The sequence below is a fragment of the Streptomyces sp. NPDC051217 genome (assembly GCF_044455465.1).
Lineage (GTDB): Bacteria > Actinomycetota > Actinomycetes > Streptomycetales > Streptomycetaceae > Streptomyces.
Genome location: NZ_JBITEV010000014.1, coordinates 201874 through 225367 on the forward strand (window position 1 = coordinate 201874; position 23494 = coordinate 225367).

22 protein-coding genes and 3 pseudogenes are annotated in these 23494 nt (G+C 70.5%); 20 read left to right on the plus strand and 5 right to left on the minus strand.

What is annotated here, in order from left to right; all coding sequences use genetic code 11:
• The first annotated feature begins 71 nt into the window (after positions 1 to 71).
• Positions 72 to 872, plus strand: a complete 801-nt coding sequence (locus ACIBBB_RS28055) for an inositol monophosphatase family protein (protein ID WP_398986728.1) — start codon at positions 72 to 74, stop codon at positions 870 to 872.
• A 148-nt stretch (positions 873 to 1020) separates the two neighbouring features.
• Here the strand turns inward: ACIBBB_RS28055 and ACIBBB_RS28060 are convergent, their stop codons facing one another.
• Entirely contained in the window at positions 1021 to 1194 is a 174-nt protein-coding gene (locus tag ACIBBB_RS28060; protein WP_187280419.1) for a hypothetical protein, read from the minus strand.
• 358 nt (positions 1195 to 1552) lie between these two features.
• Between ACIBBB_RS28060 and ACIBBB_RS28065 the strand changes: the two genes are divergently transcribed.
• The 4 genes from ACIBBB_RS28065 (at position 1553) to ACIBBB_RS28080 (ending at position 5072) form a co-directional block, all read left to right on the plus strand.
• Positions 1553 to 2206, plus strand: a complete 654-nt coding sequence (locus ACIBBB_RS28065; protein WP_189109060.1) for a response regulator transcription factor — start codon at positions 1553 to 1555, stop codon at positions 2204 to 2206.
• Between the two features lie 5 nt (positions 2207 to 2211).
• Entirely contained in the window at positions 2212 to 3453 is a 1242-nt protein-coding gene (locus tag ACIBBB_RS28070) for a sensor histidine kinase (RefSeq protein WP_398986731.1), read from the plus strand.
• 391 nt (positions 3454 to 3844) lie between these two features.
• Complete coding sequence (locus tag ACIBBB_RS28075) at positions 3845 to 4141, plus strand: DUF4193 domain-containing protein (RefSeq protein WP_023538148.1); 297 nt, start codon at positions 3845 to 3847, stop codon at positions 4139 to 4141.
• A gap of 13 nt (positions 4142 to 4154) precedes the next feature.
• Entirely contained in the window at positions 4155 to 5072 is a 918-nt protein-coding gene (locus ACIBBB_RS28080; protein ID WP_398986733.1) for a hypothetical protein, read from the plus strand.
• A gap of 48 nt (positions 5073 to 5120) precedes the next feature.
• Here the strand turns inward: ACIBBB_RS28080 and ACIBBB_RS28085 are convergent, their stop codons facing one another.
• Positions 5121 to 5615 (minus strand): DUF3093 domain-containing protein, encoded by a 495-nt coding sequence (locus tag ACIBBB_RS28085; RefSeq protein ID WP_398986735.1) that lies wholly within the window; start codon positions 5613 to 5615, stop codon positions 5121 to 5123.
• A 58-nt stretch (positions 5616 to 5673) separates the two neighbouring features.
• Here ACIBBB_RS28085 and ACIBBB_RS28090 point away from each other — a divergent pair, with 58 nt between their 5' ends.
• The 8 genes and pseudogenes from ACIBBB_RS28090 to ACIBBB_RS28125 all read left to right on the plus strand — a co-directional run bounded on the left by ACIBBB_RS28090 (position 5674) and on the right by ACIBBB_RS28125 (position 13150).
• Positions 5674 to 6294, plus strand: coding sequence for a PaaI family thioesterase (locus ACIBBB_RS28090; protein ID WP_398986737.1), 621 nt, complete (start codon positions 5674 to 5676; stop codon positions 6292 to 6294).
• A complete protein-coding gene (dut, locus tag ACIBBB_RS28095; protein WP_398986739.1) occupies positions 6291 to 6815 on the plus strand; it encodes a dUTP diphosphatase in 525 nt (174 codons plus the stop codon). The genes ACIBBB_RS28090 and dut overlap by 4 nt, the downstream gene beginning before the upstream one ends.
• Before the next feature lies 1 nt (position 6816).
• Positions 6817 to 7590, plus strand: coding sequence for a DUF3710 domain-containing protein (locus ACIBBB_RS28100; protein WP_398986741.1), 774 nt, complete (start codon positions 6817 to 6819; stop codon positions 7588 to 7590).
• Between the two features lie 211 nt (positions 7591 to 7801).
• Positions 7802 to 8535, plus strand: a pseudogene (locus ACIBBB_RS28105) (ABC transporter ATP-binding protein).
• Positions 8536 to 8669: 134 nt separating this feature from the next.
• Positions 8670 to 11213: a DUF4118 domain-containing protein gene (locus ACIBBB_RS28110; RefSeq protein WP_398986743.1), complete on the plus strand. Its 2544-nt coding sequence runs from the start codon at positions 8670 to 8672 to the stop codon at positions 11211 to 11213.
• 29 nt (positions 11214 to 11242) lie between these two features.
• Positions 11243 to 11965: a response regulator gene (locus ACIBBB_RS28115; RefSeq protein WP_189109069.1), complete on the plus strand. Its 723-nt coding sequence runs from the start codon at positions 11243 to 11245 to the stop codon at positions 11963 to 11965.
• Positions 11966 to 11998: 33 nt separating this feature from the next.
• On the plus strand, positions 11999 to 12385 hold the full coding sequence (locus tag ACIBBB_RS28120) for an OB-fold nucleic acid binding domain-containing protein (protein ID WP_189109070.1): 387 nt from the start codon (positions 11999 to 12001) through the stop codon (positions 12383 to 12385).
• A gap of 3 nt (positions 12386 to 12388) precedes the next feature.
• Positions 12389 to 13150 (plus strand): DUF3159 domain-containing protein, encoded by a 762-nt coding sequence (locus ACIBBB_RS28125; protein ID WP_398986745.1) that lies wholly within the window; start codon positions 12389 to 12391, stop codon positions 13148 to 13150.
• 458 nt (positions 13151 to 13608) lie between these two features.
• Here ACIBBB_RS28125 and ACIBBB_RS28130 read toward each other — a convergent pair whose 3' ends face one another.
• Together ACIBBB_RS28130 and ACIBBB_RS28135 are read right to left on the minus strand one after the other, a co-directional pair.
• Positions 13609 to 14280, minus strand: a complete 672-nt coding sequence (locus ACIBBB_RS28130) for a TrkA family potassium uptake protein (protein ID WP_023538137.1) — start codon at positions 14278 to 14280, stop codon at positions 13609 to 13611.
• Positions 14280 to 14948, minus strand: coding sequence for a potassium channel family protein (locus ACIBBB_RS28135; protein WP_398986748.1), 669 nt, complete (start codon positions 14946 to 14948; stop codon positions 14280 to 14282). The genes ACIBBB_RS28130 and ACIBBB_RS28135 overlap by 1 nt, the downstream gene beginning before the upstream one ends.
• 200 nt (positions 14949 to 15148) lie before the next feature.
• Here ACIBBB_RS28135 and ACIBBB_RS28140 point away from each other — a divergent pair.
• The 6 genes and pseudogenes from ACIBBB_RS28140 to ACIBBB_RS28165 all read left to right on the plus strand — a co-directional run bounded on the left by ACIBBB_RS28140 (position 15149) and on the right by ACIBBB_RS28165 (position 21837).
• A pseudogene (locus ACIBBB_RS28140) lies at positions 15149 to 15390 on the plus strand (hypothetical protein).
• Between the two features lie 342 nt (positions 15391 to 15732).
• Positions 15733 to 17784 carry an APC family permease gene (locus ACIBBB_RS28145; RefSeq protein WP_398986750.1) on the plus strand — a complete coding sequence of 684 codons (2052 nt, stop codon included), beginning with the start codon at positions 15733 to 15735 and terminating at the stop codon, positions 17782 to 17784.
• Positions 17785 to 17902: 118 nt separating this feature from the next.
• Positions 17903 to 19279, plus strand: a complete 1377-nt coding sequence (locus tag ACIBBB_RS28150; protein ID WP_398986752.1) for a class I SAM-dependent RNA methyltransferase — start codon at positions 17903 to 17905, stop codon at positions 19277 to 19279.
• 649 nt (positions 19280 to 19928) lie between these two features.
• A complete protein-coding gene (locus ACIBBB_RS28155; protein WP_398986754.1) occupies positions 19929 to 20501 on the plus strand; it encodes a Uma2 family endonuclease in 573 nt (190 codons plus the stop codon).
• A 357-nt stretch (positions 20502 to 20858) separates the two neighbouring features.
• Positions 20859 to 21127: pseudogene (locus ACIBBB_RS28160) on the plus strand (12-oxophytodienoate reductase); the annotation flags it as partial.
• 311 nt (positions 21128 to 21438) lie between these two features.
• Positions 21439 to 21837, plus strand: coding sequence for a TraR/DksA family transcriptional regulator (locus ACIBBB_RS28165; protein WP_398986756.1), 399 nt, complete (start codon positions 21439 to 21441; stop codon positions 21835 to 21837).
• Between the two features lie 73 nt (positions 21838 to 21910).
• Here the strand turns inward: ACIBBB_RS28165 and ACIBBB_RS28170 are convergent, their stop codons facing one another.
• Positions 21911 to 22552, minus strand: a complete 642-nt coding sequence (locus tag ACIBBB_RS28170) for a TetR/AcrR family transcriptional regulator (protein WP_398986758.1) — start codon at positions 22550 to 22552, stop codon at positions 21911 to 21913.
• A 75-nt stretch (positions 22553 to 22627) separates the two neighbouring features.
• On the opposite strand from ACIBBB_RS28170, the gene ACIBBB_RS28175 reads away from it, so the two are divergent.
• Positions 22628 to 23407 (plus strand): MBL fold metallo-hydrolase, encoded by a 780-nt coding sequence (locus ACIBBB_RS28175; RefSeq protein ID WP_398986760.1) that lies wholly within the window; start codon positions 22628 to 22630, stop codon positions 23405 to 23407.
• Positions 23408 to 23494: the final 87 nt, after the last annotated feature.

Below are 23494 nucleotides of genomic sequence, written 5' to 3' on the forward strand. Positions count from 1 at the left end.
TGCCTCCTACGCCGCTAGCCCGCCCGACGCCCGTCGCATCGCCCGGTGCCCTCCCGAGGAGTGACCTGCCAGTGACCGACCCCCTCATCCCCGAACTGCTCTCCCTCGCCCTGGAGGCCGCTCGCCGGGCCGGGGCGCTCCTGCGTGACGGCCGCCCCGCCGACCTGGGCGTGGCCGCGACGAAGTCCAGCCCGATCGACGTCGTCACGGAGATGGACATCGCGGCCGAGAAACTGATCACGGGCTTCCTGGCCGAGAACCGCCCCGACGACGGCTTCCTCGGTGAGGAGGGTGCGAGTTCGCCGGGCAGCAGCGGTGTGCGCTGGGTGATCGACCCGCTGGACGGCACCGTCAACTATCTCTACGGGCTGCCGACCTGGGCCGTCTCCATCGCCGCCGAACGCGACGGCGAGACCCTCGTCGGCGTCGTCGAGGCCCCGATGCGCCGCGAGACCTTCCGGGCCGTGCTCGGCGGCGGCGCGTACCTCAACGACCGCCCGGTGACCTGCCGGCCGGCACCGCCGCTCGACCAGGCGCTGGTCTCGACCGGCTTCAACTACGTCACCGCCGTCCGCACCCACCAGGCGGCCCTGGCGGCCCGGCTCATCCCCCAGCTGCGGGACATCCGGCGCGGCGGCTCCGCGGCCGTCGACCTCTGCGACGTCGCCGCGGGCCGGCTCGACGGCTACTACGAGCGGGGGCTGCACCCCTGGGACCTCGCGGCCGGCGATCTCGTCGCGCGCGAGGCGGGCGCGCTCACCGGCGGCCGTCCCGGCGCCCCGGCCGACGGCGACCTCGCCGTGGCGGCCACCCCGGGCGTCTTCGAACCGCTCCAGGCGCTGCTGGAGGAGTACGGCGCCTGGCACGACTAGGGCGTGTCCGGCGGATCTTCCCGGGCCCCCGAAGATCCGCGAAAAACGCCCTAGACCGTCCGCCGCGCCCCGGCAGGCCGTCCCGCCGGCCCCGGACAGGCAAGGACCCCGGCACCGTCCCATGGCGCCGGGGTCCTTCCCGTACGGGTCACACGTTCGCGGCGCCGAACTGAACGCCGTGCTCCGCGGCGAGGCGGTGCAGGTCCTCAAGCTCTTCCTGCTCGACCTCCGCGAGGAAGTCGTCGCCCGTCTCACGAGCCCGTGTGAGATCGGATTCCGTGGCCCTTATACGCTGCAGAAGACCTGCGGTGAATGCGTCCATTGCGCCCCCTCGGCGTGGGTCGATGGCACGGGGGTGTGCCGGCGTCGTGGTCAAGTGGCACCTGGAAGTGCCGACGGCGGTCGATCACGCACCACTCCCTCTGGGGGACAGAGCGGGTAGTGGCATGCCACGTAAAGGGCGTGATCTCGGGTGTGCACTCGTCATCCCCAGGGCGGCTCCGGGAGAAACCTCCCGACATTCAAGAATCTTGCGTATTCCTTCCGTATGCCGGGCGGTCGGCATTGTCTTACCGCCGGTTTATGCGCGTAGCGGGCAGGATGGGCCCGCACAGCCAGTGCTACGACCTGCCCGGTTCCCCGGTTCTCCGGCGATGGGCCCTTGAGGAAGGAACAGCGACGTGCGCGTACTCGTCGTCGAGGACGAGCAGCTGCTCGCCGATGCGGTGGCCACCGGGCTGCGCCGGGAGGCCATGGCCGTCGACGTCGTGTACGACGGCGCCGCGGCCCTGGAGCGGATCGGCGTCAACGACTACGACGTCGTCGTGCTCGACCGCGACCTCCCCCTGATCCACGGCGACGACGTCTGCCGCAGGATCGTCGAGCTGGGCATGCCCACCCGGGTGCTCATGCTGACGGCCTCCGGCGACGTCAGCGACCGGGTCGAGGGGCTGGAGCTGGGCGCCGACGACTACCTTCCCAAGCCCTTCGCCTTCACCGAGCTGACCGCACGCGTCCGGGCGCTCGGCCGCCGTACGACCGTCCCGCTGCCGCCGGTCCTGGAACGGTCGGGGATCAAGCTCGACCCGAACCGCCGCGAGGTCTTCCGCGACGGCAAGGAGATCCAGCTCGCGCCCAAGGAGTTCGCCGTCCTCGAAGTGCTGATGCGCAGCGAGGGCGCCGTGGTCTCCGCCGAGCAGCTGCTGGAGAAGGCCTGGGACGAGAACACCGACCCCTTCACCAATGTCGTGCGCGTCACGGTCATGACGCTGCGCCGCAAGCTCGGCGAGCCGCCCGTGATCGTCACCGTGCCCGGCTCCGGTTACCGGATCTGATGCCCGTGGCAACCACCCCGGCGCCGCCCACGGCGCCCCCGAAACCGACCTGGGACCCGAGGCGGCCCGACCAGGCGCTGCCCTGGGTCCGGCCGACGATCCGGATACGTCTGACGCTGCTGTACGGCGGGATGTTCCTGATCGCCGGGATCCTGCTGCTCTCGATCATCTATCTGCTGGCGGCGCAGGCCATCAACGAGGGCAGCGAGCTGGCCCTGAAGGTGACCGGCGTCAATGTCCAGTTGACGAGCCCCACCTGTCCCAGCCTCAATCAGGCGGTCGACAACGACCAGCTGAACAATTCGCTCAAGGCGTGCATGTCGGCCCAGCGCCAGCAGGCGCTCGACGACCTGCTCACGCGCTCGCTGTTCGCCCTGACGGGGCTCTCCATCATCGCTTTCGCGTTCGGTTACGCGATGGCCGGCCGGGTCCTGTCGCCGCTCGGCCGGATCACCCGCACCGCCCGCCGCGTGGTCGGCTCCGACCTCGCCCGCCGGATCGAACTGGACGGTCCGGACGACGAGCTGAAGGAGCTGGCCGACACCTTCGACGAGATGCTGGAACGCCTGGAGCGGGCCTTCACGGCGCAGCAGCGCTTCGTCGCGAACGCCTCCCACGAGCTGCGTACGCCCCTCGCGATCAACCGCACGCTGCTGGAGGTCCAGCTCTCCGACCCTGCGGCGCCCATGGAGCTCCAGCAGCTCGGCAGGACGCTGCTCGCCACCAACGAACGCAGCGAACAGCTGGTGGAGGGCCTGCTGCTGCTCGCCCGCAGTGACAACCAGCTCATCGAGCGCAAGCCCGTCGACCTCGCCGAAGTGGCCACCCGCGCGGTCGACCAGACGCGCGGCGAGGCCGAGGCGAAGGGCGTCGAGATCCGCGGCGAGCGGGCACCGGCGGTCGTCCAGGGCAACGGTGTCCTGCTGGAGCGGATCGCGCTCAACCTCGTACAGAACGCCGTCCGCTACAACGTGAAGGAGGAGGGCTGGGTCGAGGTCACGACCACGGTGGAGCACGGTGAGGCGGTGCTGCTGGTGTCGAACACGGGACCGGTCGTTCCCGCGTACGAGATCGACAACATCTTCGAGCCGTTCCGCCGCCTCCGTACGGAGCGGACCGGCAGCGACAAGGGGGTGGGCCTCGGCCTGTCGATCGCCCGCTCGGTCGCGCGGGCCCACGGGGGCCGTATCATCGCGGAGCCCCGCGAGGGAGGCGGGCTCGTGATGCGTGTCACTCTGCCCGTCTGAACTTTCGCTCCTGATCGGAGCGAAGTTCGCTTTGCGCGGAATTTTCGGGACCCGTTCCCGGTTGGGCCGTGTGTGATCGATCACAGGGGCGAATTCAAGCCTCGCACTCTCTGTGATCAAGCCCCTGACGGAAAGCCGGGAAAATCCGGGTTTCCAGGGGTCGGGATCACGGGAAGTACACGGGGTGGCGCCCGTGAAGTACGACATTCGGACCGTGTACGGTCCGGTTCGCCACTCAAAGCCGATCACTCAGGAAGAGTCCGGTTGGGTGTCGATTGAGTAACAGACCTTGATGTGAGGCAAAATCTCCGCCTCAGGTCGGGCACAAGTCCGGCCTCTCACGCGTTACGTGCGCTGAGACACCGATGAAACCCAGAGGGGGAGAAGCGACATGGCAACGGATTACGACACCCCACGCAAGACCGATGACGACGTCGATTCCGACAGCCTTGAGGAACTGAAGGCCCGTCGGAACGACAAGTCGACGTCCGCGGTCGACGTGGACGAGTTCGAGCAGGCCGAGGGACTGGAGCTGCCCGGCGCCGACCTCTCCAACGAGGAGCTGTCGGTTCGTGTACTGCCCAGGCAGGCCGACGAGTTCACCTGCATGAGCTGCTTCCTCGTGCACCACCGCAGCCAGCTGTCCCGGGAGAAGAACGGTCAGCCGATCTGCCGCGACTGCGACTGAGGAGCGGTCGGTCGTGGCAGGTGACACACCGTCCAGGAAACGGCGTTTCCGGCGCGGCAACGCACCGGAGACGTACCGGAGCGGCTCGGGCCCGGCAGAAGGCGCCACGCCCGCTGCCGAGCACTCCGCTCTCCTGCCCCAGCCCGGCGTATCCGGCGACGACGGGCGAGGCCTCCAGGCCTCGCTCGCAGCCGCCCAGGGCGACCATGACGGGCCCGTGACCGGGGTCCGCCGCCTGGGCAAGGTACGGCGGGGCATCCAGAAAGGCGGCGCGAGCGCCAGGGCCGGGCTCGCGCATCTCGCCGACCGGATCATCGACAACGCCCCACGCGTTCCCGTCCGTGATCTGGCCACTCTCCGCAAGCAGTTCCCGGACCTCGGGCCCGAAGAGCTCGCCGACAAACTCGTCGCGGGCGCGGCGAACAGCAGCTCCACGGTCGGCGCCGGGATCGGTGCCGTAGCGATGATGCCCGTACCGCCCGCGATGCCGGCCGAACTGGCCGCGGAGATCACGGCTGTCGCCGCGATCGAGCTCAAACTGATCGCCGAGCTGCACGAGGTCTACGGACTGCGTCCGCCCGGCAATCTCAAGCAGCGCAGCACCGCGTATCTGACCGCGTGGACCGAGGAGCGCGGCGTCGACATAACGAAACCCGCGACGCTCAACTCCGCACTCTCCGGCCGGATGAAGCGCGAACTGCGCCAGCAGATCATGAAGCGCACCATCCGCAGTCTGCCGAACCTGGTGCCGTTCATGATCGGAGCCGCCGTCGGCGCGATGATGAACCGGCGTGACACCCAGAAGGTCGCCGAGCGCATCCGTAAGGACCTGCGCGCCCGCCAGGTCTCCTGGGACGCACTGCCCGCGCTGCCGCCGCTTGAGCAGCCGAAGGTGCTGCCTCCCGAGTTCCCCAACGAACTGGGCCACTGACCGTCGCTTCCGGGGCCCGCCGCTCGGGCCGCCGGAACCACTGGACTGCTAGACCGCGTCCCGCGCCTCGGCTTCGCCCGCGGCCTGGGCTTTACGTACGGCGTCCAGCGCCGCCGCGAGCGCCCTCGGGTTCCGGGTCGACACATAGACGTACGGTGTCGGGTCCGCCGTGTCCGTGACCTCCACCCGCAGCGCCGTCGGGATGTAGCTGCGCAACAGCATGAAGGCGCGCGGATCGGCCTTGTGCATGCGCCAGGCGCGCGCCTCCTCGCCGGCCAGCACCTCCGCCTCGCCGAGAGCCGCCACCGGGATCCGGGCGTCGCCCACGACCAGCGAGCCGGCCACCACGCGGACGCGCGCGGAGCCGTACGAACTGACCGCCAGAGCCGCCAGCAGCCCCGCCACCACCACCGCCCCCAGCATCGGCACGGTGCCCAGCGGCAGCAGGACGAGACCGCCCGAGAGAGCGACGAGAGCGGTGATCACCCACCAGGAACCCGGTGCGGTGAGACGTTCGTCGTAAGGCGCCGCTGAATGCTCCATGGAGCCAAGCTTGGCACGGTGCGACCGGCGGGTAGCCGCGCGGGTAAGGTCTGCGGCTGTGAGTACTGTGCCCTCCGGGGGAAACCGCCCCCGTTCCGCCGCCCGGTCCCCGGCCCTGACGCCTCCGGCCGACGCCATAGCGCCGGTACGGCACCCGGACGCCGCGGCCCCCGGGGAGTCGCTCGGTTCCCACTACGCGCACTGCTTCGGCTGCGGCGACGAGCAGCCCCACGGTCTCCATCTCCAGGCCAGGGCCGGCGAGGGCGTCACGATCACGGCCGAGTTCACCGTGCGCCCCGCCCACCAGGGCGCCCCCGGTCTCGCGCACGGCGGGGTGCTCGCCACCGCGCTCGACGAGTCGCTCGGCGCACTGACCTGGCTGCTGCGCGTGGTCGCCGTGACCGGGAAACTGGAGACGGACTTCGTCCGCCCCGTACCCGTGGGCACGGTGCTCTTCCTGACGGCCGAGGCCACCGCCGTGAGCGGCCGGAAGATCTTCTGCTCCGCCACCGGCCGGCTCGGCGGCCCCGAGGGACCCGTCGCGCTGCGCGCCGACGCCCTCTTCGTCGAGGTCAAGGTCGACCACTTCATCGACAACGGCCGCCAGGAGGAGATCCGGGCGGCGATGGCCGATCCCGACCAGGTCAGGCGTGCCCGCGCCTTCGAGGTGAACCCATGAGCCGCAACCCCGGCACCCCCGTTGACGTGTTGATCCGCCGGACCGACCCGGAGGTGCCGCTCCCCTCGTACGCGCACCCGGGCGACGCCGGCGTCGATCTGGTGACCACGGAGTCCGCCGATCTCGCTCCGGGCGAACGCGCTGTGCTGCCCACCGGGGTTTCCCTCGCGCTGCCCGACGGGTACGCCGCCTTCGTGCACCCGCGATCCGGGCTGGCCGCCCGCTGCGGAGTGGCCTTGGTGAATGCCCCGGGGACGGTGGATGCCGGGTACCGTGGGGAGATCAAGGTGATCGTGGTCAATCTCGATCCGCGCGAGACGGTGCGCTTCGAGCGGTTCGACCGGATTGCCCAACTGGTCGTCCAGCAGGTCGAGAAGGTGCGCTTCCACGAGGTGGCGGAGCTTCCCGGCTCGGCACGGGCCGAGGGGGGCTTCGGGTCCACCGGAGGTCATGCCGCGGTGGGCGGTTCACAGGGCGGGAATCGATACGCATCGGTCGTATCCGACCGGGAAGGACAGTGACGTGTTCGGACGTCGCAAGAAGAGCGGTACCGCCGAGGACACGGCGGGCGAGGCCGAGCAGGTCGTCGACGACATCGACGCCGATGACACGGAGGAAGGGGCCGAGAAGCCCCGCCGGGTGAATCTTCCCCCGGCCCCCAGGCCCGACGGGCCGTGGGACATCTCCGAGGTCTCCAAGCCCGACGAGGGCCGGGTCGACCTGGGCGGCATCTTCGTGCCCGGGGTCGACGGAATGGAGCTTCGTGTAGAGGTGGCGGGCGACGCGATCGTCGCGGCGACCGTCGTCGTACGCGACAGCGCCGTCCAGCTCCAGGCCTTCGCCGCTCCCAAGAAGGAGGGCATCTGGAGCGAGGTGCGCGAGGAGATCGCCTCGGGCATCACGCAGCAGGGCGGCATCATCGACGAGGTCGAGGGCCCGCTCGGCTGGGAGTTGCGGGCCCAGGTGCCGGTGCAGCTCCCGGACGGCACCGGTGGCGTACAGCTCGTGCGCTTCATCGGGGTCGACGGGCCGCGCTGGTTCCTGCGCGGAGTGATCTCCGGACAGGGCGCGGTCCAGCCCGACGCCGCCGGGCTGCTGGAGCAGATCTTCCGGGACACCGTCGTCGTACGTGGCGAGGGCCCCATGGCGCCCCGCGACCCGATCGTCCTGAAGCTGCCGGACGACGCGCAGATGGTGGCCGAGGGCGTTCAGCAGGCCGAGGAGCAGGAAGGTTCCCGCTTCGCCGGTGGTATGGGGCAGCTCCAGCGGGGCCCCGAGATCACCGAGGTGCGCTGAGCCGGGGTCGCCCCTCGCGGCACTCTCCGGGGACGCCCGGAGATGGCCCGGTACGTGCCGTGGGCCGTTCTCCCCTGACGGGAGTGCGGCCCACCGCTGTTTATCGGGGTCGGTGCCCGTTGGCGTGCCCGTTGCCCGTTGCCCGGTCGCGTGCACCGTGCACATACATACTGACGACCGGCAGGACCGGAACCGTACGGGGGGAAGACTCATGACCGAGAGCGCCGGCACCGGCACGGCCGTCGTCGCCGGGACGGCGGAGCCCCTGGTCCGGGTGACCGGCCTGCACCGCTCGTACGGCAACGGGCCGCGGTCGTGCACGCGCTGCGCGGGGTGTCCTTCACCGTGCCGCGCGGGGAGCTGATCGCGCTCAAGGGCCGCTCGGGATCGGGCAAGCCCACCCTGCTCAACCTCGTGGGCGGCCTCGACTCCCCGGACGAGGGGCAGATCGTGGTCGACGGCACCGACCTCGCCACGCTCGGCGAGAGCGGTCCGCTCGCCATGCGCCGCGACCGTATCGGCTTCATCTTCCAGTCCTTCGGACTGCTTCCCGTCCTCACCGCCGCCGAGAACGTCGGCGTGCCCCTGCGGCTGCGCAGGGCCGACCCGCGCGAGCGCGAGGAGCGGGTGGCACTGCTGCTCGCCCTCGTCGCCCTCGGCGACCACGCCGCGCGACGGCCCGGCGAACTCTCCGGCGGCCAGCAGCAGCGCGTGACCATCGCCCGCGCCCTCGCGAACCGCCCGGCCCCGCTGATCGCCGACGAGCCGACCGGGCAGCACGACGCGGAGACCGGGCTCGCGGTGATGGAACTGCTGCGTGCCGTCGTACGCGGCGAGAGCGTCACCGCGCTCGTGGCCACCCACGACGCGCAGCTCCTCGGCCTCGCCGACCGCGTCCTCGAACTGGCCGACGGCCACCTCGTGGAACACGAGCCCACTGCCTGAGGCCTGTCCCATCAGAATCGTGTCAAGACGGACCCCGCCACCGGCCCCATGTCCGTTTTGGCGGCATCCTTGGATGTAGTTTCGGACAGGAGCCGCGAGGGGACGCAGCGGCCCGGTGAGAAGACAATGGGGCCATGGGACGCGGCAAGCTGAGGATTTACCTGGGCGCGGCACCAGGCGTCGGCAAGACGTACGCGATGCTCTCCGAGGCGCACCGGCGCGTCGAGCGCGGCACCGACTGCGTCGTGGCGTTCGTGGAGCACCACAACCGGCCACGTACCGAGGTCATGCTCCAGGGACTCGAACAGATCCACCGCCGGGAGCTGCCGCACCGCGGCACCGTCTTCACCGAGATGGATGTCGACGCGGTCATCGAGCGCCACCCGGCCGTCGCTCTGGTGGACGAACTGGCCCACACCAATGTGCCGGGCTCCCGCAACCCCAAACGCTGGCAGGACGTCGAGGAACTGCTCCAGGCGGGTATCGACGTCGTCTCGACCGTCAACATCCAGCACCTGGAGTCACTCGGCGATGTCGTCGAGTCGATAACCGGCGTACGGCAGCGCGAGACCGTCCCCGACGAGATGGTCAGACGGGCGGACCAGATCGAGCTTGTCGACATGTCGCCCCAGGCGCTGCGGCGCCGTATGGCACACGGCAACATCTACCAGCCGGACAAGGTCAACGCCGCGCTCTCGCACTACTTCCGCCCCGGCAACCTCACCGCACTGCGTGAACTCGCCCTGCTGTGGACGGCGGACCGCGTCGACGAGTACCTCCAGCAGTACCGCGGCGAGCACAACATCCGCACCACCTGGCAGGCCCGTGAGCGCATCGCCGTCGGCCTCACCGGCGGCCCCGAGGGCCAGACCCTCATCCGCCGCGCCGCCCGTATGGCCGCCAAGGGATCCGGCGGCGAGATCCTCGCCGTCTACATCGCCCGCAGCGACGGCCTCACCTCCGCCTCGCCCAAGGAACTGGCCGTCCAGCGCAAACTGGTCGAAGACCTCGGCGGCACTTTCCACCACGTCATAGGCGACGACGTCCCCTCGGCGCTGCTGGAGTTCGCGCGCGGCGTCAACGCCTCCCAGATCGTGCTCGGCTCCAGCCGCCGCAAGGCCTGGCAGTACATCTTCGGGCCCGGCGTCGGCGCCACCGTCGCCCGCGAGTCCGGCCCCGATCTCGACGTCCACATCGTCACCCACGAAGAGGTCGCCAAGGGCCGCGGACTGCCCGTCGCGCACGGCGCCCGCCTCGGCCGCTCCCGGATCATCTCCGGCTGGCTGGCCGGCGTCGTCGCTCCGGTCCTGCTGACGCTGCTGCTCACCGCCCTGGACGACACCCTGGGCCTGGCCAACGACGTCCTGCTCTTCCTCTTCCTGACCGTCCTCGCCGCGCTCCTGGGCGGGCTGCGCCCGGCCCTCGCGTCGGCAGCCGTGGGCTCGCTCCTGCTGAACTTCTACTTCACCCCGCCGACCCACAACCTCACCATCCAGGACCCCAGGAACATCGTCGCCATCGTGATCTTCTTCGCGGTCGCGGTCTCCGTGGCGTCCGTGGTCGACCTCGCGGCCCGCCGCACCCATCAGGCGGCCAGACTCCGGGCCGAGTCCGAGATCCTCTCCTTCCTGGCCGGCAGCGTGCTACGCGGCGAGACCACCCTGGACGCCCTGCTGGAACGCGTACGCGAGACGTTCTCCATGGAGTCCGTGGCGCTGCTGGAGCGCAACAGCGACGTCGACCCGTGGACCCGCGCGGGCAGCGTCGGGCCCCGGCCCGTCGACCGCCCGGACGAAGCCGACGTCGACATGCCCGTCGGCGACCACATGGCGCTGGCACTCTCCGGCCGGGTGCTGCCCGCCGAGGACCGCCGGGTGCTCTCCGCCTTCGCCGCCCAGGCCGCCGTCGTCCTGGACCGCCAGCGGCTCGTGGGCGAGGCCGAGGGCGCCCGCAGGCTCGCCGAGGGCAACCGGATACGCACGGCCCTGCTCGCCGCCGTCAGCCACGACCTGCGCACGCCGCTGGCCGCCATCAAGGCCGCCGTCACCTCGCTCCGCTCGGACGACGTCGAATGGTCCGAGGAGGATCACGCCGAACTCCTCGAAGGCATCGAGAACGGCGCCGACCGCCTCGACCACCTCGTCGGCAACCTCCTCGACATGTCACGGCTCCAGACCGGCACCGTCACCCCGCTCATCCGCGAGATCGACCTCGACGAGGTCGTCCCGATGGCCCTCGGCGGCGTCGCGGAGGGCAGTGTCGTCCTGGACATCCCGGAGTCCCTGCCGATGGTCGCCGTCGACCCCGGCCTGCTGGAGCGCGCGGTGGCCAACATCGTCGAGAACGCCGTCAAGTACAGCCCCGAGGGCGTCCGCGTCACCGTCGCGGCCAGCTCGCTCGGCGCCCGCGTACAGGTGCGCGTCGTGGACCGCGGCCCCGGCGTCCCCGACGAGGCCAAGGAACGCATCTTCGAGCCCTTCCAGCGCCACGGGGACGCCCCGCGCGGAGCGGGCGTGGGCCTCGGCCTCGCCGTCGCCCGCGGCTTCGTGGACGCCATGGACGGCACCCTCACCGCCGAGGACACCCCCGGCGGCGGACTCACCATGGTCCTCGATCTCACGGCCGTACCGGGCCTCGCGTCCGCCGGCCCCGAACTACCCGCCCACGTCGTCTCATGACCGGCGGCACAGCAGAAAGGCAGGCCACCATGGCGCCTCCCGCCACGGGAGACTCCCGAGGGCCCGTGAGGGTGCTCGTGGTCGACGACGAGCCGCAGATCGTGCGCGCGCTCGTGATCAACCTGAAGGCCCGCAAGTACGAGGTCGACGCCGCCGCCGACGGCGCGAGCGCCCTGGAACTCGCCGCCGCCCGCCACCCGGACGTCGTCGTGCTCGACCTCGGGCTGCCCGACATGGACGGCGTCGAGGTCATCAGGGGCCTGCGCGGCTGGACCCGCGTACCGATCCTGGTGCTCTCCGCGCGCCAGACCTCCGACGAGAAGGTCGAGGCGCTGGACGCCGGCGCCGACGACTACGTCACCAAGCCCTTCGGCATGGACGAACTCCTCGCCCGGCTGCGCGCCGCCGTCCGCCGCGCCGAGCCCGTCGGCTCCGGCGACGACGACAGCGTCGCGATGGTCGAGACGGAGGGCTTCACCGTCGACCTCGTGGCCAAGAAGGTGAACCGGGAGGGCCGCGACGTACGGCTCACCCCGACCGAGTGGCACCTGCTGGAGGTCCTCGTACGCAACACCGGCCGCCTCGTCAGCCAGAAACAGCTCCTCCAGGAGGTCTGGGGGCCCTCCTACGGCACGGAGACCAACTATCTGCGGGTCTACATGGCCCAGCTCCGCCGCAAGCTGGAGGCGGACCCCTCGCACCCCAGGCACTTCGTCACCGAGCCCGGCATGGGCTACCGGTTCGACCGATGATCCGGGGCACGCGGACCCCGGTACGCTTCTTCCATGAGTGCTGAGAAGCCGACCGGCCGCTTCCGCCGGATGCTCGACCGGCTCTCCAGCTCCCAGGAGGATCTGGAGTCCGAGGAGCTGCGGGAGGACGCGCAGGCCTCGGGCTGCACACGGATCAGTGACTGTGGCGACCGCCAGATAGTCAAAGTGACTGGTACGTTGCGGACGGTCACCCTGCGTCCGAGGGCCGGCGTGCCCGCGCTGGAGGCGGAGCTGTTCGACGGCACCGCGCCGCTGGACGTCGTGTGGCTGGGACGGCGCTCCATCGCGGGCATTGAACCGGGCCGCAAGCTCATCGCATCCGGCCGGATCTCCATGAGCCACGGCCGTAGGGTGCTGTTCAACCCCAAATACGAACTCCGACCGCTCGGACAGGAGTAGCCGGTGACGTCAATCGACAAGCCCGCCGCGACGACAGACACCAACGCGCCCCAGGGCACCGACCCGCAGACCGACGCCGAGACCAGAGCCGTGACCGAGGCCGCGCTCTTCGAGGCGTTCGGCGGGGTGCGGGGGATGGTGGAGACGGTCGTCCCCGGACTGCTCTTCGTCACGATCTTCACGATCAACAAGGACCTGCACGCCTCGGCGATCGCGGCGGTCGCGGTCTCGCTGCTCCTGGTCGCGGTCCGGCTGATCCGCCGCGACACCGTGAAGCACGCCTTCAGCGGCGTCTTCGGGGTCGCCTTCGGCGTGGTCTTCGCGATGATGACCGGCGAGGCGAAGGACTTCTACCTGCCGGGCATGCTCTACACGCTGGGGCTGGCCGTCGCGTACATCGGTACCAGCATCGCGGGAGTGCCGCTGATCGGGCTGATCCTGGGGCCGGTCTTCAAGGAGAACCTGTCCTGGCGTACGCGGAACCCGGGCCGCAAGTCGGCGTACACGAAGGCGAGTTACGCGTGGGGGTTCATCCTCCTCGCGAAGTGCGCGATCCTCTTTCCGCTGTACTGGTGGGCGGACACGACGCAGCTGGGCTGGGTGCTGGTGTCACTGAAGATCCCGCCGTTCCTGCTGGCGGTCTATCTGACGTGGGTGTTCCTGGCGAAGGCGCCGGCGCCGATTGACGTCTTCGCTGAGATGGAGGCGGAAGAAGAGGCGGAGCGCGCTGCCAAGGCGGCGGAGCGGGCCTCGCGGGAGCAGTAGCCGTAGTCGGCTGCTGTCTCGTTGCCGGGGCGGGGTTCGGGGTCTCCGGAGGGGTATGTCCGGACGGCGTGATTTACGGCGCGTGGACCGCTCGTTGGACCCGATGGGACATTCTTGTTCACGCGCAACAAATCAGCCTGAGTGTCCGAACACACCCCTCCTGCGACCCCGCCCCCTCACGCCGCCGCGTGGTGCTGTTCCCACCCGCTCCGGTCCGCGGGTTGGAGGGGACGCGCAGAGGGCGTGTCCGGACACCTGGGCTGATTTGTGCCGTGTGGACTTGCCGGTTCTCCCGGGTCCAACGAGCCTCGCACGCGGCGTAAATCACGCCGTCCGGGCATGACCCCCGGAGCGGCACCCGGCCACCGGCCGCGACCACCAACCGCGCCGGAGGCGCATCCGCGCTACACGCGCACCGCCCGCAGAGCGACCCGGCAACCGCACAGCGCAGCGCAGCGTTACGCGTCCTCGCGGCGGACCGACAGCAGGTCCTCCAGTTGTTCCTCGCGTGCCTGCGCCGCCACGAACAGCAGCTCGTCCCCCGCCTCCAGCGTCTCCTCCGCGTGCGGCGTCAGCACCCGTGAGCCCCGGATGATCGTCACCAGCGACGTGTCCTCCGGCCAGGTCACGTCCCCCACCTGCGTCCCCGTCACCGCAGACTCCGGCGGCAGCGTCAGCTCCACCAGGTTCGCGTCGCCGTGGCTGAAGCGCAGCAGCCGTACGAGATCGCCGACGCTCACCGCCTCCTCCACCAGCGCCGACATCAGGCGCGGTGTCGAGACCGCGACGTCGACGCCCCACGACTCGTTGAACAGCCACTCGTTCTTCGGGTTGTTGACGCGGGCGACCACCCTCGGTACGCCGTACTCCGTCTTGGCCAGCAGCGAGACGACCAGGTTGACCTTGTCGTCGCCGGTCGCCGCGATCACGACGTTGCAGCGCTGTAGCGCCGCCTCGTCCAGCGAGGTGATCTCGCACGCGTCGGCCAGCAGCCATTCCGCCATCGGCACCCGCTCGACCGAGATGGCGGTGGGCGCCTTGTCGATCAGCAGGACCTCGTGGCCGTTCTCCAGCAGTTCGCCCGCGATGGAACGACCCACCGCGCCTGCTCCGGCAATCGCGACGCGCATCAGTGACCGCCCTCCTCAGGGCCCTCGGCGAAAGCCGCCTCGACCTTCTGGATGTCGTCCGTACGCATCATCACGTGGACGAGGTCGCCCTCCTGGAGCACCGTCTGCGACGTGGGCAGTATGGCCTCGCCGAGCCGGGTGAGGAACGCGACGCGGACGCCCGTCTCCTCCTGGAGGGTGCTGATCTTGTGGCCGATCCAGGCGGCCGACGCGTGGACCTCGGCGAGCTGTATGCCACCGCTCGGGTCGCGCCAGAGCGGCTCCGCGCCGGACGGCAGCAGCCGCCGGAGCATCTGGTCGGCGGTCCAGCGGACGGTCGCCACGGTGGGGATGCCGAGCCGTTGGTAGACCTCGGCACGCCGGGGGTCGTAGATGCGCGCGGCCACGTTCTCGATGCCGAACATCTCGCGGGCCACCCGGGCGGCGATGATGTTCGAGTTGTCGCCGCTGCTGACCGCGGCGAACGCGCCGGCGTCCTCGATGCCCGCGTCGCGCAGGGTGTCCTGGTCGAAGCCGACGCCGTTGATTCGCCGCCCGCCGAAGCCGGAGCCGAGCCGGCGGAACGCCGTGGGGTCCTGGTCGATGACGGCGACCGTGTGCCCCTGCCTCTCCAGGCTGGTGGCGAGTGCGGCTCCCACTCGGCCGCAGCCCATGATGACGATGTGCACGTCCTCTTTACCCCGCAGTCCTGTTCGCCGAGCTGACCTGCGTAAACACCTGGTTCACTCTTCCTTCTCCGCGCGCCGGGCCACGGACGGGACAACCGTACGGGGCGCCGCCCGGAGATGAGCTTATGCGTCTCCGCCCGACCTGCCGTCACCCGTGTCGGGGAGGCGTCGGGGGACACCCTGAGAGGAAGGGGGCTGCGATGCGATATGTCCCGACCGGCGACGAGTTGCTGAAAGTGCTTCGGTTCCTCATCGTGGTCGTCCGGCAGGTCGCGGTGACCTGGCGCGCGTCGCGCGCGAGGAGCAGTACAAGCAACTTGCCGTGGAGTACGCGCAACTGCTGGGAAAAAACGTCGAGTTGCACCGCCGCACGCTCGGCGAACTGACGCGGGCCCGGGGCTCCGTCGCGTCGATGGAGAAGATGACGCGCGAGATCGGGTAGCCCGCCCGGCGGTCCGTACGGTGCCCGTGCCCGCGCTGGATCCGGGGCGCCGGTTCCGGTGGCCGGGGCGGCTCTCCGGAGGCGGCGACGGACCGGCGGGACGGACGCCGGAAAGGGCCCGCGGAAGGGGCTGCGGAAAGGCCCGCGGAAGGGGCTGCGGAAAGGCCCGCGGAAGGGGCTGCGGAAAGGCCGGCGGAGGGGCGTGCTCCGGAGCGCGTCCGACGCCTTAACGGAGTCTTGGCGTCGCCGACCGTGACACAGAGGGGGCGCCGGGACCCCCGCCCTGACCAGGGCGGGGTGGTGCTTGCTACGCCCCATGTCGGACGGCTTACGATCCTCAACGTGCCGAAACTGACCGACGTGCCCAAACGGATCCTGATCGGCAGGGCGCTGCGTAGCGACAGGCTGGGAGAAACGCTCCTTCCGAAACGCATCGCACTACCTGTCTTCGCCTCCGACCCGCTTTCCTCGGTGGCCTACGCGCCGGGGGAAGTCCTCCTGGTGCTCTCCATCGCGGGCGCGTCGGCGTACCACTTCAGCCCGTGGATCGCACTGGCCGTCGTGGTCCTGATGTTCACCGTCGTCGCCTCCTACCGGCAGAACGTGCGCGCCTACCCGAGCGGCGGCGGCGACTACGAGGTCGCCAACACCAACCTCGGCCCCAAGGCCGGTCTGACCGTCGCGAGCGCCCTGCTCGTCGACTACGTGCTGACCGTGGCCGTCTCCATCTCCTCCGGCGTGGAGAATCTCGGCTCGGCGATCCCCTTCGTCATCGAGAACAAGATCATGTGCGCGATCGGGATAATCGTCATCCTGACGCTGATGAATCTGCGCGGCGTCAGGGAGTCGGGCAAGCTCTTCGCCATTCCCACGTACATCTTCGTCACCGGCGTCTTCATCATGATCGTGTGGGGCGCCTACCGCGGGCTCGTGCTCAACGACAGCATGCGGGCGCCCACGGCCCACTTCGAGATCAAGGCGGAGGAGAGCGGCCTCGCCGGGTTCGCGCTGGTCTTCCTGCTGCTGCGCGCGTTCTCCTCCGGCTGCGCGGCCCTCACCGGCGTCGAGGCCATCAGCAACGGCGTCCCCGCCTTCCGTAAGCCCAAGAGCAAGAACGCCGCGACGACCCTCGCGCTGATGGGCACCCTGGCCGTCACCATGTTCTGCGGCATCATCGGCCTGGCCATGGCCACCGATGTGAAGATGGCCGAGTTCCCGGGCAAGGACCTGCTCCGCGACGGGGTGCCGGTCGGTGACGGCTACGTCCAGAACCCGGTCATCACCCAGGTCGCCGCCGCCGTCTTCGGCGCGGACACCTTCTTCTTCGTCCTGCTCGCCGCGGCCACCGCGCTCGTGCTGTTCCTGGCCGCCAACACCGCGTACAACGGCTTCCCGCTCCTCGGCTCGATCCTCGCGCAGGACCGCTACCTGCCGCGCCAGCTCCACACCCGCGGCGACCGCCTCGCCTTCTCCAACGGCATCGTGCTGCTGGCCGGCGCCGCCATCCTGCTGGTCTGGATATACGGGGCGGACTCGACCAAGCTGATCCAGCTCTACATCGTCGGCGTCTTCGTCTCCTTCACCCTCAGCCAGACGGGCATGGTCCGGCACTGGAACCGCCATCTGCGCACCGAGCGCGACAAGGCCAAGCGCCGCCACATGATCCGCTCCCGCGCGATCAACACCTTCGGCGCCTTCTTCACCGGGCTCGTCCTGATCGTCGTCCTCGCCACCAAGTTCACGCACGGGGCGTGGGTCGCGCTGCTCGGCATGGTGATCTTCTACGGGACGATGACCGCGATCCGCCGGCACTACGACCATGTGGCGCGGGAGATCGCGGCGGCGGAGAGCCCCGGCGAAGACGGCGTACGGCCGTCCCGCGTGCACACCATCGTGCTGGTCTCCAAGCTCCACAAGCCGACGCTGCGCGCCCTCGCGTTCGCCAAACTGACGCGGTCGGACCGGCTGGAGGCGCTCAGTATCAATGTCGACCCCGTCGAGACGAAGCAGCTCAGGGACGAGTGGGAGCGGCGCGGTATCAATGTGCCGCTGAAAATCCTCGACTCCCCTTACCGGGAGATCACCCGGCCGGTCATCGAGTACGTACGGGGCCTGCGCAGCGAGAACCCGCGCGACGTGATCAGCATCTTCATCCCCGAGTACGTGGTCGGCCGCTGGTTCGAGCAGGTGCTGCACAACCAGAGCGCGCTGCGGCTCAAGGGGCGTCTGCTCTTCACGCCGGGCGTGATGGTGACCTCGGTGCCGTACCAGCTGGAGTCCTCCGAGGTCGCGAAGAAGAGGGCGAGGCGGCGCGCGGAGTGGAACGCGCCGGGCGCGGTGCGGCGGGGGCCGGTGGACACGCGGGCGAAGAAGGAGCCGACGGAGAAGCCCTGAGGGAAGCCCTGAGGGTTCGCTGTGGCGATGGCCGGTGCCGCCCGCACGTAGACTGGCTGGCTGCCGTCCGTCCGCCTCTGGCCGGCCACCCCTTTGACCTTTTGGAGCCCAGCCCCTCATGCAGACAGAACCGCGGCCTTCGGAGCAGGCTCCCGCTCCCGAGCAGGCTTCTGCCCCGGAGCGGGCTTCGCTGGTCGGGGAGGAGTACGAGGTCGAGGTCGGTCCCGTCGCGCACGGCGGCCACTGCATCGCCCGCACCGACGAGGGCCGGGTGCTCTTCGTACGGCACACGCTGCCCGGCGAGAAGATCATCGCCCGCGTGACGGACGGCGACGAGGGCTCGCGGTATCTGCGCGCCGACGCGGTCGAGATCCTGGACGCCTCCAAGGACCGCGTCGAGGCCCCCTGCCCGTACGCGGGCCCCGGCATGTGCGGCGGCTGCGACTGGCAGCACGCCAAGCCCGGCGCGCAGCGGCGCCTCAAGGGCGAGGTCATCACCGAGCAGCTCCAGCGGCTGGCCGGGCTCACGCCCGAGGAGGCGGGCTGGGACGGCACGGTCATGCCCGCGCCCGGCGACAAGCTGCCCGCCGGCGAGGTGCCCCAGTGGCGTACCCGCGTGCAGTACGCCGTCGACGCCGACGGCCGGGCCGGACTGCGCAAGCACCGCTCGCACGAGGTACAGCCCGTCGACCACTGCATGATCGCCTCCGCGGGCGTCAGCGAACTGGGCGTCGAGAAGCGTGAATGGCCGCAGATGGCCTCGGTCGAGGCGATCGCGGCCTCCGGCTCCGGCGACCGCCAGGTGATCCTCGCCCCCGTCAAGGGTGGCCGGCTCCCGCTGGTCGAGCTGGACAAGCCGGTGTCCGTCCTGCGCGTGGAGGAGCACGACGGGGGAGTGCACCGGGTCCACGGCCGCGCCTTCGTCCGCGAACGCGCCGACGACCGCACCTGGCGCATCGGCATGGGCGGCTTCTGGCAGGTCCATCCGAAGGCCCCCGAGGTCCTGGTGGAGGCCGTGATGCAGGGCCTGATGCCCCGCAAGGGCGAGACGGCCCTGGACCTCTACTGCGGGGTGGGCCTCTTCGCGGGGGCGATCGCCCAGCGCGTCGGCGAGACGGGCGCGGTGCTGGGCATCGAATCCGGCAGGCGCGCGGCGGAGGACGCCCAGTACAACCTCCAGGACCTCCCCCGGGTCCGCATCGAACACGGCAAGGTCGACACGGTCCTACCGCGCACCCAGATCACCGAGACGGACCTGATCGTCCTGGACCCCCCACGCGCGGGCGCGGGCAAACAGGTCGTCACCCACCTCGCGGGCCTGGGCGCCCGCCGCATCGCCTACGTGGCCTGCGACCCGGCGGCGCTCTCCCGCGACCTGGCGTACTTCCGCGACGCGGGCTACAAACCGCGCACGCTGCGGGCGTTCGACCTGTTCCCGATGACGCATCACGTGGAGTGCGTGGCGATCCTGGAGCCGGTGAAGAAGGACGCCTGACCGGGGGTTCTCGGCCCCCGTTGCTCGCTCGACCTGTTTCCCTCCATGGATGCGGTCAAGAGGCCAGTTAGGCCAACAAGCCCGTTCTGACCTGCGACTCAAGGAGACCAACGGCTGGACCGGCGACGGTGGTAGGGCCCTCGCCCGGCAGCGAGCACACATCCATCCATACGCTCCATGGAGGCGGCGTTGCTGGCCGGTCCACGGAAGGGTGACAACGGGTTGCTGGAGAGGATCGCCGACGACGACGGCGCGCCGCGATTTTCGACGGACAGCCAGCCAAGGGCCTCGCTTCCCAGCTGACTGAACATCCTTCCCGCCGAGGCGAAGGTCGTAGACCACGGGGACTGCCAGGAACAGCATCTGCCAGGCGGCGAGCACCGTCCGCGCGGGCAGGTCGGCCGGTGCATGGCCCTTGATCACGTCCATCACGGCCCGCGGGCGAACATGTGAAATCGGGGTCTTCGAACAGTCTGGCGGCGCCTGCGGCCTGCTGTCAGGTAAGGGCAGTGGCGTCCCCCCCCCACCGCGTCAGGTTCTGCTCACCGTGCGACGCCATCAACTAGGCTGTCACGCGATGCGTGGCCCGTGTCAGCGTCCCGGGATCAAGGCCCCTGGACCATTTTCTGAAGGCGCGTGGAGGAAGCCCGTGACCGCCGAACTTCCCGACTGGATGATCCCGCCCAGGCCGAGCGGCTGGGAGGCGGACGACCTCGACAGTCTTCCCCAAGCGCCGCGGCACACCGAACTCATCGACGGAGCCCTTATCTTCATGATGTCGCCGCAGCGGTCGTGGCACTCCCGGCTCGTGGAGAACCTCACCTTCGCCCTGCGACAGGCAGCTCCCGCGGGCTTCGAGGCCGAGCGCGAGATGACCGTCCGCCTCGACCGGAAGAGCCGCCCCGAGCCCGACATCCTGGTCTCCACCGCCGCATACGATCCTGACCGCACCTGGTACGCACCGGAGGACGTCGCCCTCGTGGTCGAGGTCGTCTCGGAGGAGTCGGCGGACCGTGACCGATCCATGAAACCCTTCAAGTACGCCAAAGCCGAGATCACGCACTTCTGGCGCATCGAGGACGAGGCCGGAGCGCCCACCGTCCACACCTACGAACTCGATGCCATGACCAGTTCCTACGTGGCGACTGGGATCCACCGCAGCCGGCTCAAGGTCTCTGTCCCATTCCCCCTCGACATCGATCTCGACGCCCTCGTGCCGTGAGCACGGCCTTGGTCGAGGCGCGGCTCATGCCGGCGGTCTCTCCCACTTCCTGCCCCGAGGCGGCGCACGAGCCGGCGCAGGAGGCGGCGCACGAGGCGGCGCCGCCATCGACGCGATCTCGCGTAGCCGTGGCCGGTCGGCAGAGCCTGTGGAGCGTGGCTCGTAGCCCGCTGTGGGCCCAAAGTCCCGGAGAAGTCCCGGAGATGCCGCCGCACCCCTCCCTGACCCGCTAAATAGCAGGTCAGACGGGGTGCGGCAGCACTCGCGCATCAAAATGTCGCGGAAGGGACCTCCTCGGTCCGTGACCTGCTGCGATGCGCCGCTGCCCACAACGGGCAAGATCCGGTCCGTACACGGGCCGGTGTCGATGTGTTCCACGCGTCCACTCGCCGCTACTGGCTGCCGGAGTTCTACGTCTCCGACCTGAACCTCGCCGGTGGACAGTGAGTTCGTCGCCTCGTTCCAGGGCAAGGACTCCGCTGTCACCCCGATCGACCGGTTGCTGGGGTTGGAGCGACGAGTTCGACGTGGTGGCCGTGGGCCGGGCGCTGACCGCCGACCCCGAGTGGCCGGCGAAGGTCCCGGCCGGGCGGGGCGGGGACATCACGCCGTTCCGCGCGGGTGCTGAAGTCTCTGCACTGAGACCCCGCGCTGACGCACCTCTGCCGGACGGTGCCCAAAGAGCATGTGAGGCGATCGGCCCGCCGAGGGGTGCGGGGGACACCGCGCGCTTCCGCACCCCCGAGGTCGGCACGTTGCGGGCGGGGGACGAAGGAGTGGTGCCGCCGGCCGCCCAGTGACCGGCGCACCGGCCCCGCGGCTCCGCGTACAACCGGAGCTCGGAGAACCGTGGGCCGGAGGCTCGGGAAACCGCAGGTCGGGGCAGAGCCGGCCGGACGGTCGGAATGCGTCGGCGCGGGTCGGCGTTCTCGCCCTCGTGAGTCATCAGGTCCCCGCTGATCACGAGTCGGTTCGCGCACGGCTGTCCGCCCAGCGCGCCGACACACAGGCGCGGATCGCGGCGCTGCAGCGCGATTTCGACGCGATCGTCGAGGCGAACGCCCTGGTCGCAGTAGACGACGAGCATGATCCAGACGGTTCGAGCACCGCCTTCGAGCGCGCCCATGTCGCCTCCCTCCTCGCGCGGGCGCGCGAAGAGGTGCTCGCGCTGGACCAGGCGCTGGAACGCCTGGAGCAGGACGAGTACGGGCGCTGCGAGGTGTGCGGCGAGGCGATCCCGGCCGAGCGGCTGGAGGTGCGGGCGGCGGCGCGTACCTGCGTGCGCTGCGCGCAGGCCGCATCAGGCCGACGGAACGCACCGTCACGTCGACTGTGATCAAGGACACATGTATATGCCCAGTGATGACTCTGCGCTCAAGTGAGCCCGCACCATCTAATCGTATGGCCGCTCAGGACGGCTTCAGAAGCGTGGTGGTGAGCACGGAGGTCAGCCAGGTCTCGTAGGTGCCGGGGTGCCAGTCCCGGTCGGCGGTGAGCTGGGTGAAGAGCTGCGGCCCGGTCAGGGCCCAGCAGGCGTCGGCGAGGTGGGCGGTGTCGGAGCCCGGCCGCAGGACGGCCGTGTCGGCGAGATGGGCGACGAAGGCGGTGACGCCGGTCATTCGTTCCCGCTCGCTGACCGCCAGCACCTCCCCGACCTCGGGGCCCGCCCGGGTGAGCAGCGCGAACAGTGGCGCGAGCCGTTCGTGGACGCCCCGGACGAACGTCGCGTAGAGCCGGAGCTTGGCGTGCGGATCGCGGGTTTCCCAGACCTCCCCGAGCTGGGGGCGCTCGGCCATGGCCAGGGGTTCGTCGTCTCCGGCCAGGGTGATGTCCCACAGCGCCTTGACCAGTCCGGGCTTGCCGCCGAACGCCTTGTAGAGCGTCTCGGGAGAGACCCCGGCGCGCTCGGCGACCGCGCGGACGGTGGTGGCCTGATATCCGTCGACGAAGAGCAGGTCCCGGCACGCCGCCAGCATCGCGGCCCGGTTGCGGCGCGCGGCCTGCTGCCGGCGGCCGGCGTCGTACGGCCTGCGCGGAGTATCAGGCGCCACGGGGCACCTCCCTTCCAGATACATTACAGTCGACTGTAACGAAAGTGTGGTCCGCCCGCGACGCCGGAGGTCCGTATGCCCCGCACCGCTCCCCGCTCGCCCCGGAGTGTCGCTCCGGGCGTCGACCGGCTCGGCGACCGCGTCGTCAACTTCTACCTCGTCGAGGACCCCGACGGCCTGGTGCTCGTCGATGCGGGGCTGCCGGCCCACCTCGGGCAGCTGAACGCGCACCTGGCCGCCTCGGGCCGCTCCCTGGCCGACATTCGCGCCGTACTCCTCACCCACGGCCACCCCGACCACACCGGCCTGGCCCACCCTCTTCAACAGGCCGGGGCGGACATCTGGGTCCATCAGCAGGACGCCGCCATCCTTCGCGACGGTCCGCGCAGCGCTCTGCGTCATGCCAGGCCGGAGCGTTCCATGCTGCCCTACCTGCTGCGTCGCCCCGCCGCGATCACCACCCCGCTGCACCTCGCCCGCAAGGGAGCCTTCACGGCGCCCGCCGTGCCCGGTGTCCGTGTCTTCGGGGCCGATCGGCGGCTGGAGGATGTGCCCGGTGCGCCGCGGGCCGTCGCGCTGCCCGGCCATACCCCGGGCAGCACCGCGTACCTGTTCCCCGAGCGTGGCCTGCTCTTCACCGGCGACGCCCTGGTCACCCACGACGGCCTGACCGGCCGCACCGGCCCCTCCCTGGTCTGCCGGGGCTTCACCCACGACAGCGGCGCGGCCCTGGCCGCCCTCGACCGCGTGGACGAGCTGACCGACGTGACGCGACTCCTGCCCGGCCACGGCCGGCCCGTCGACGGCGACCCACGAGCCGCCACCCGCCAGGCACGGCGGTCCGGCCCGCGCTGAACAGCGGCACGACAACTGGCCTTCGACGCCGAATCGCGGGGACAAAGGGTCCATCGAGCGCCGTCACCGGACCATTCGCCAGCCGGT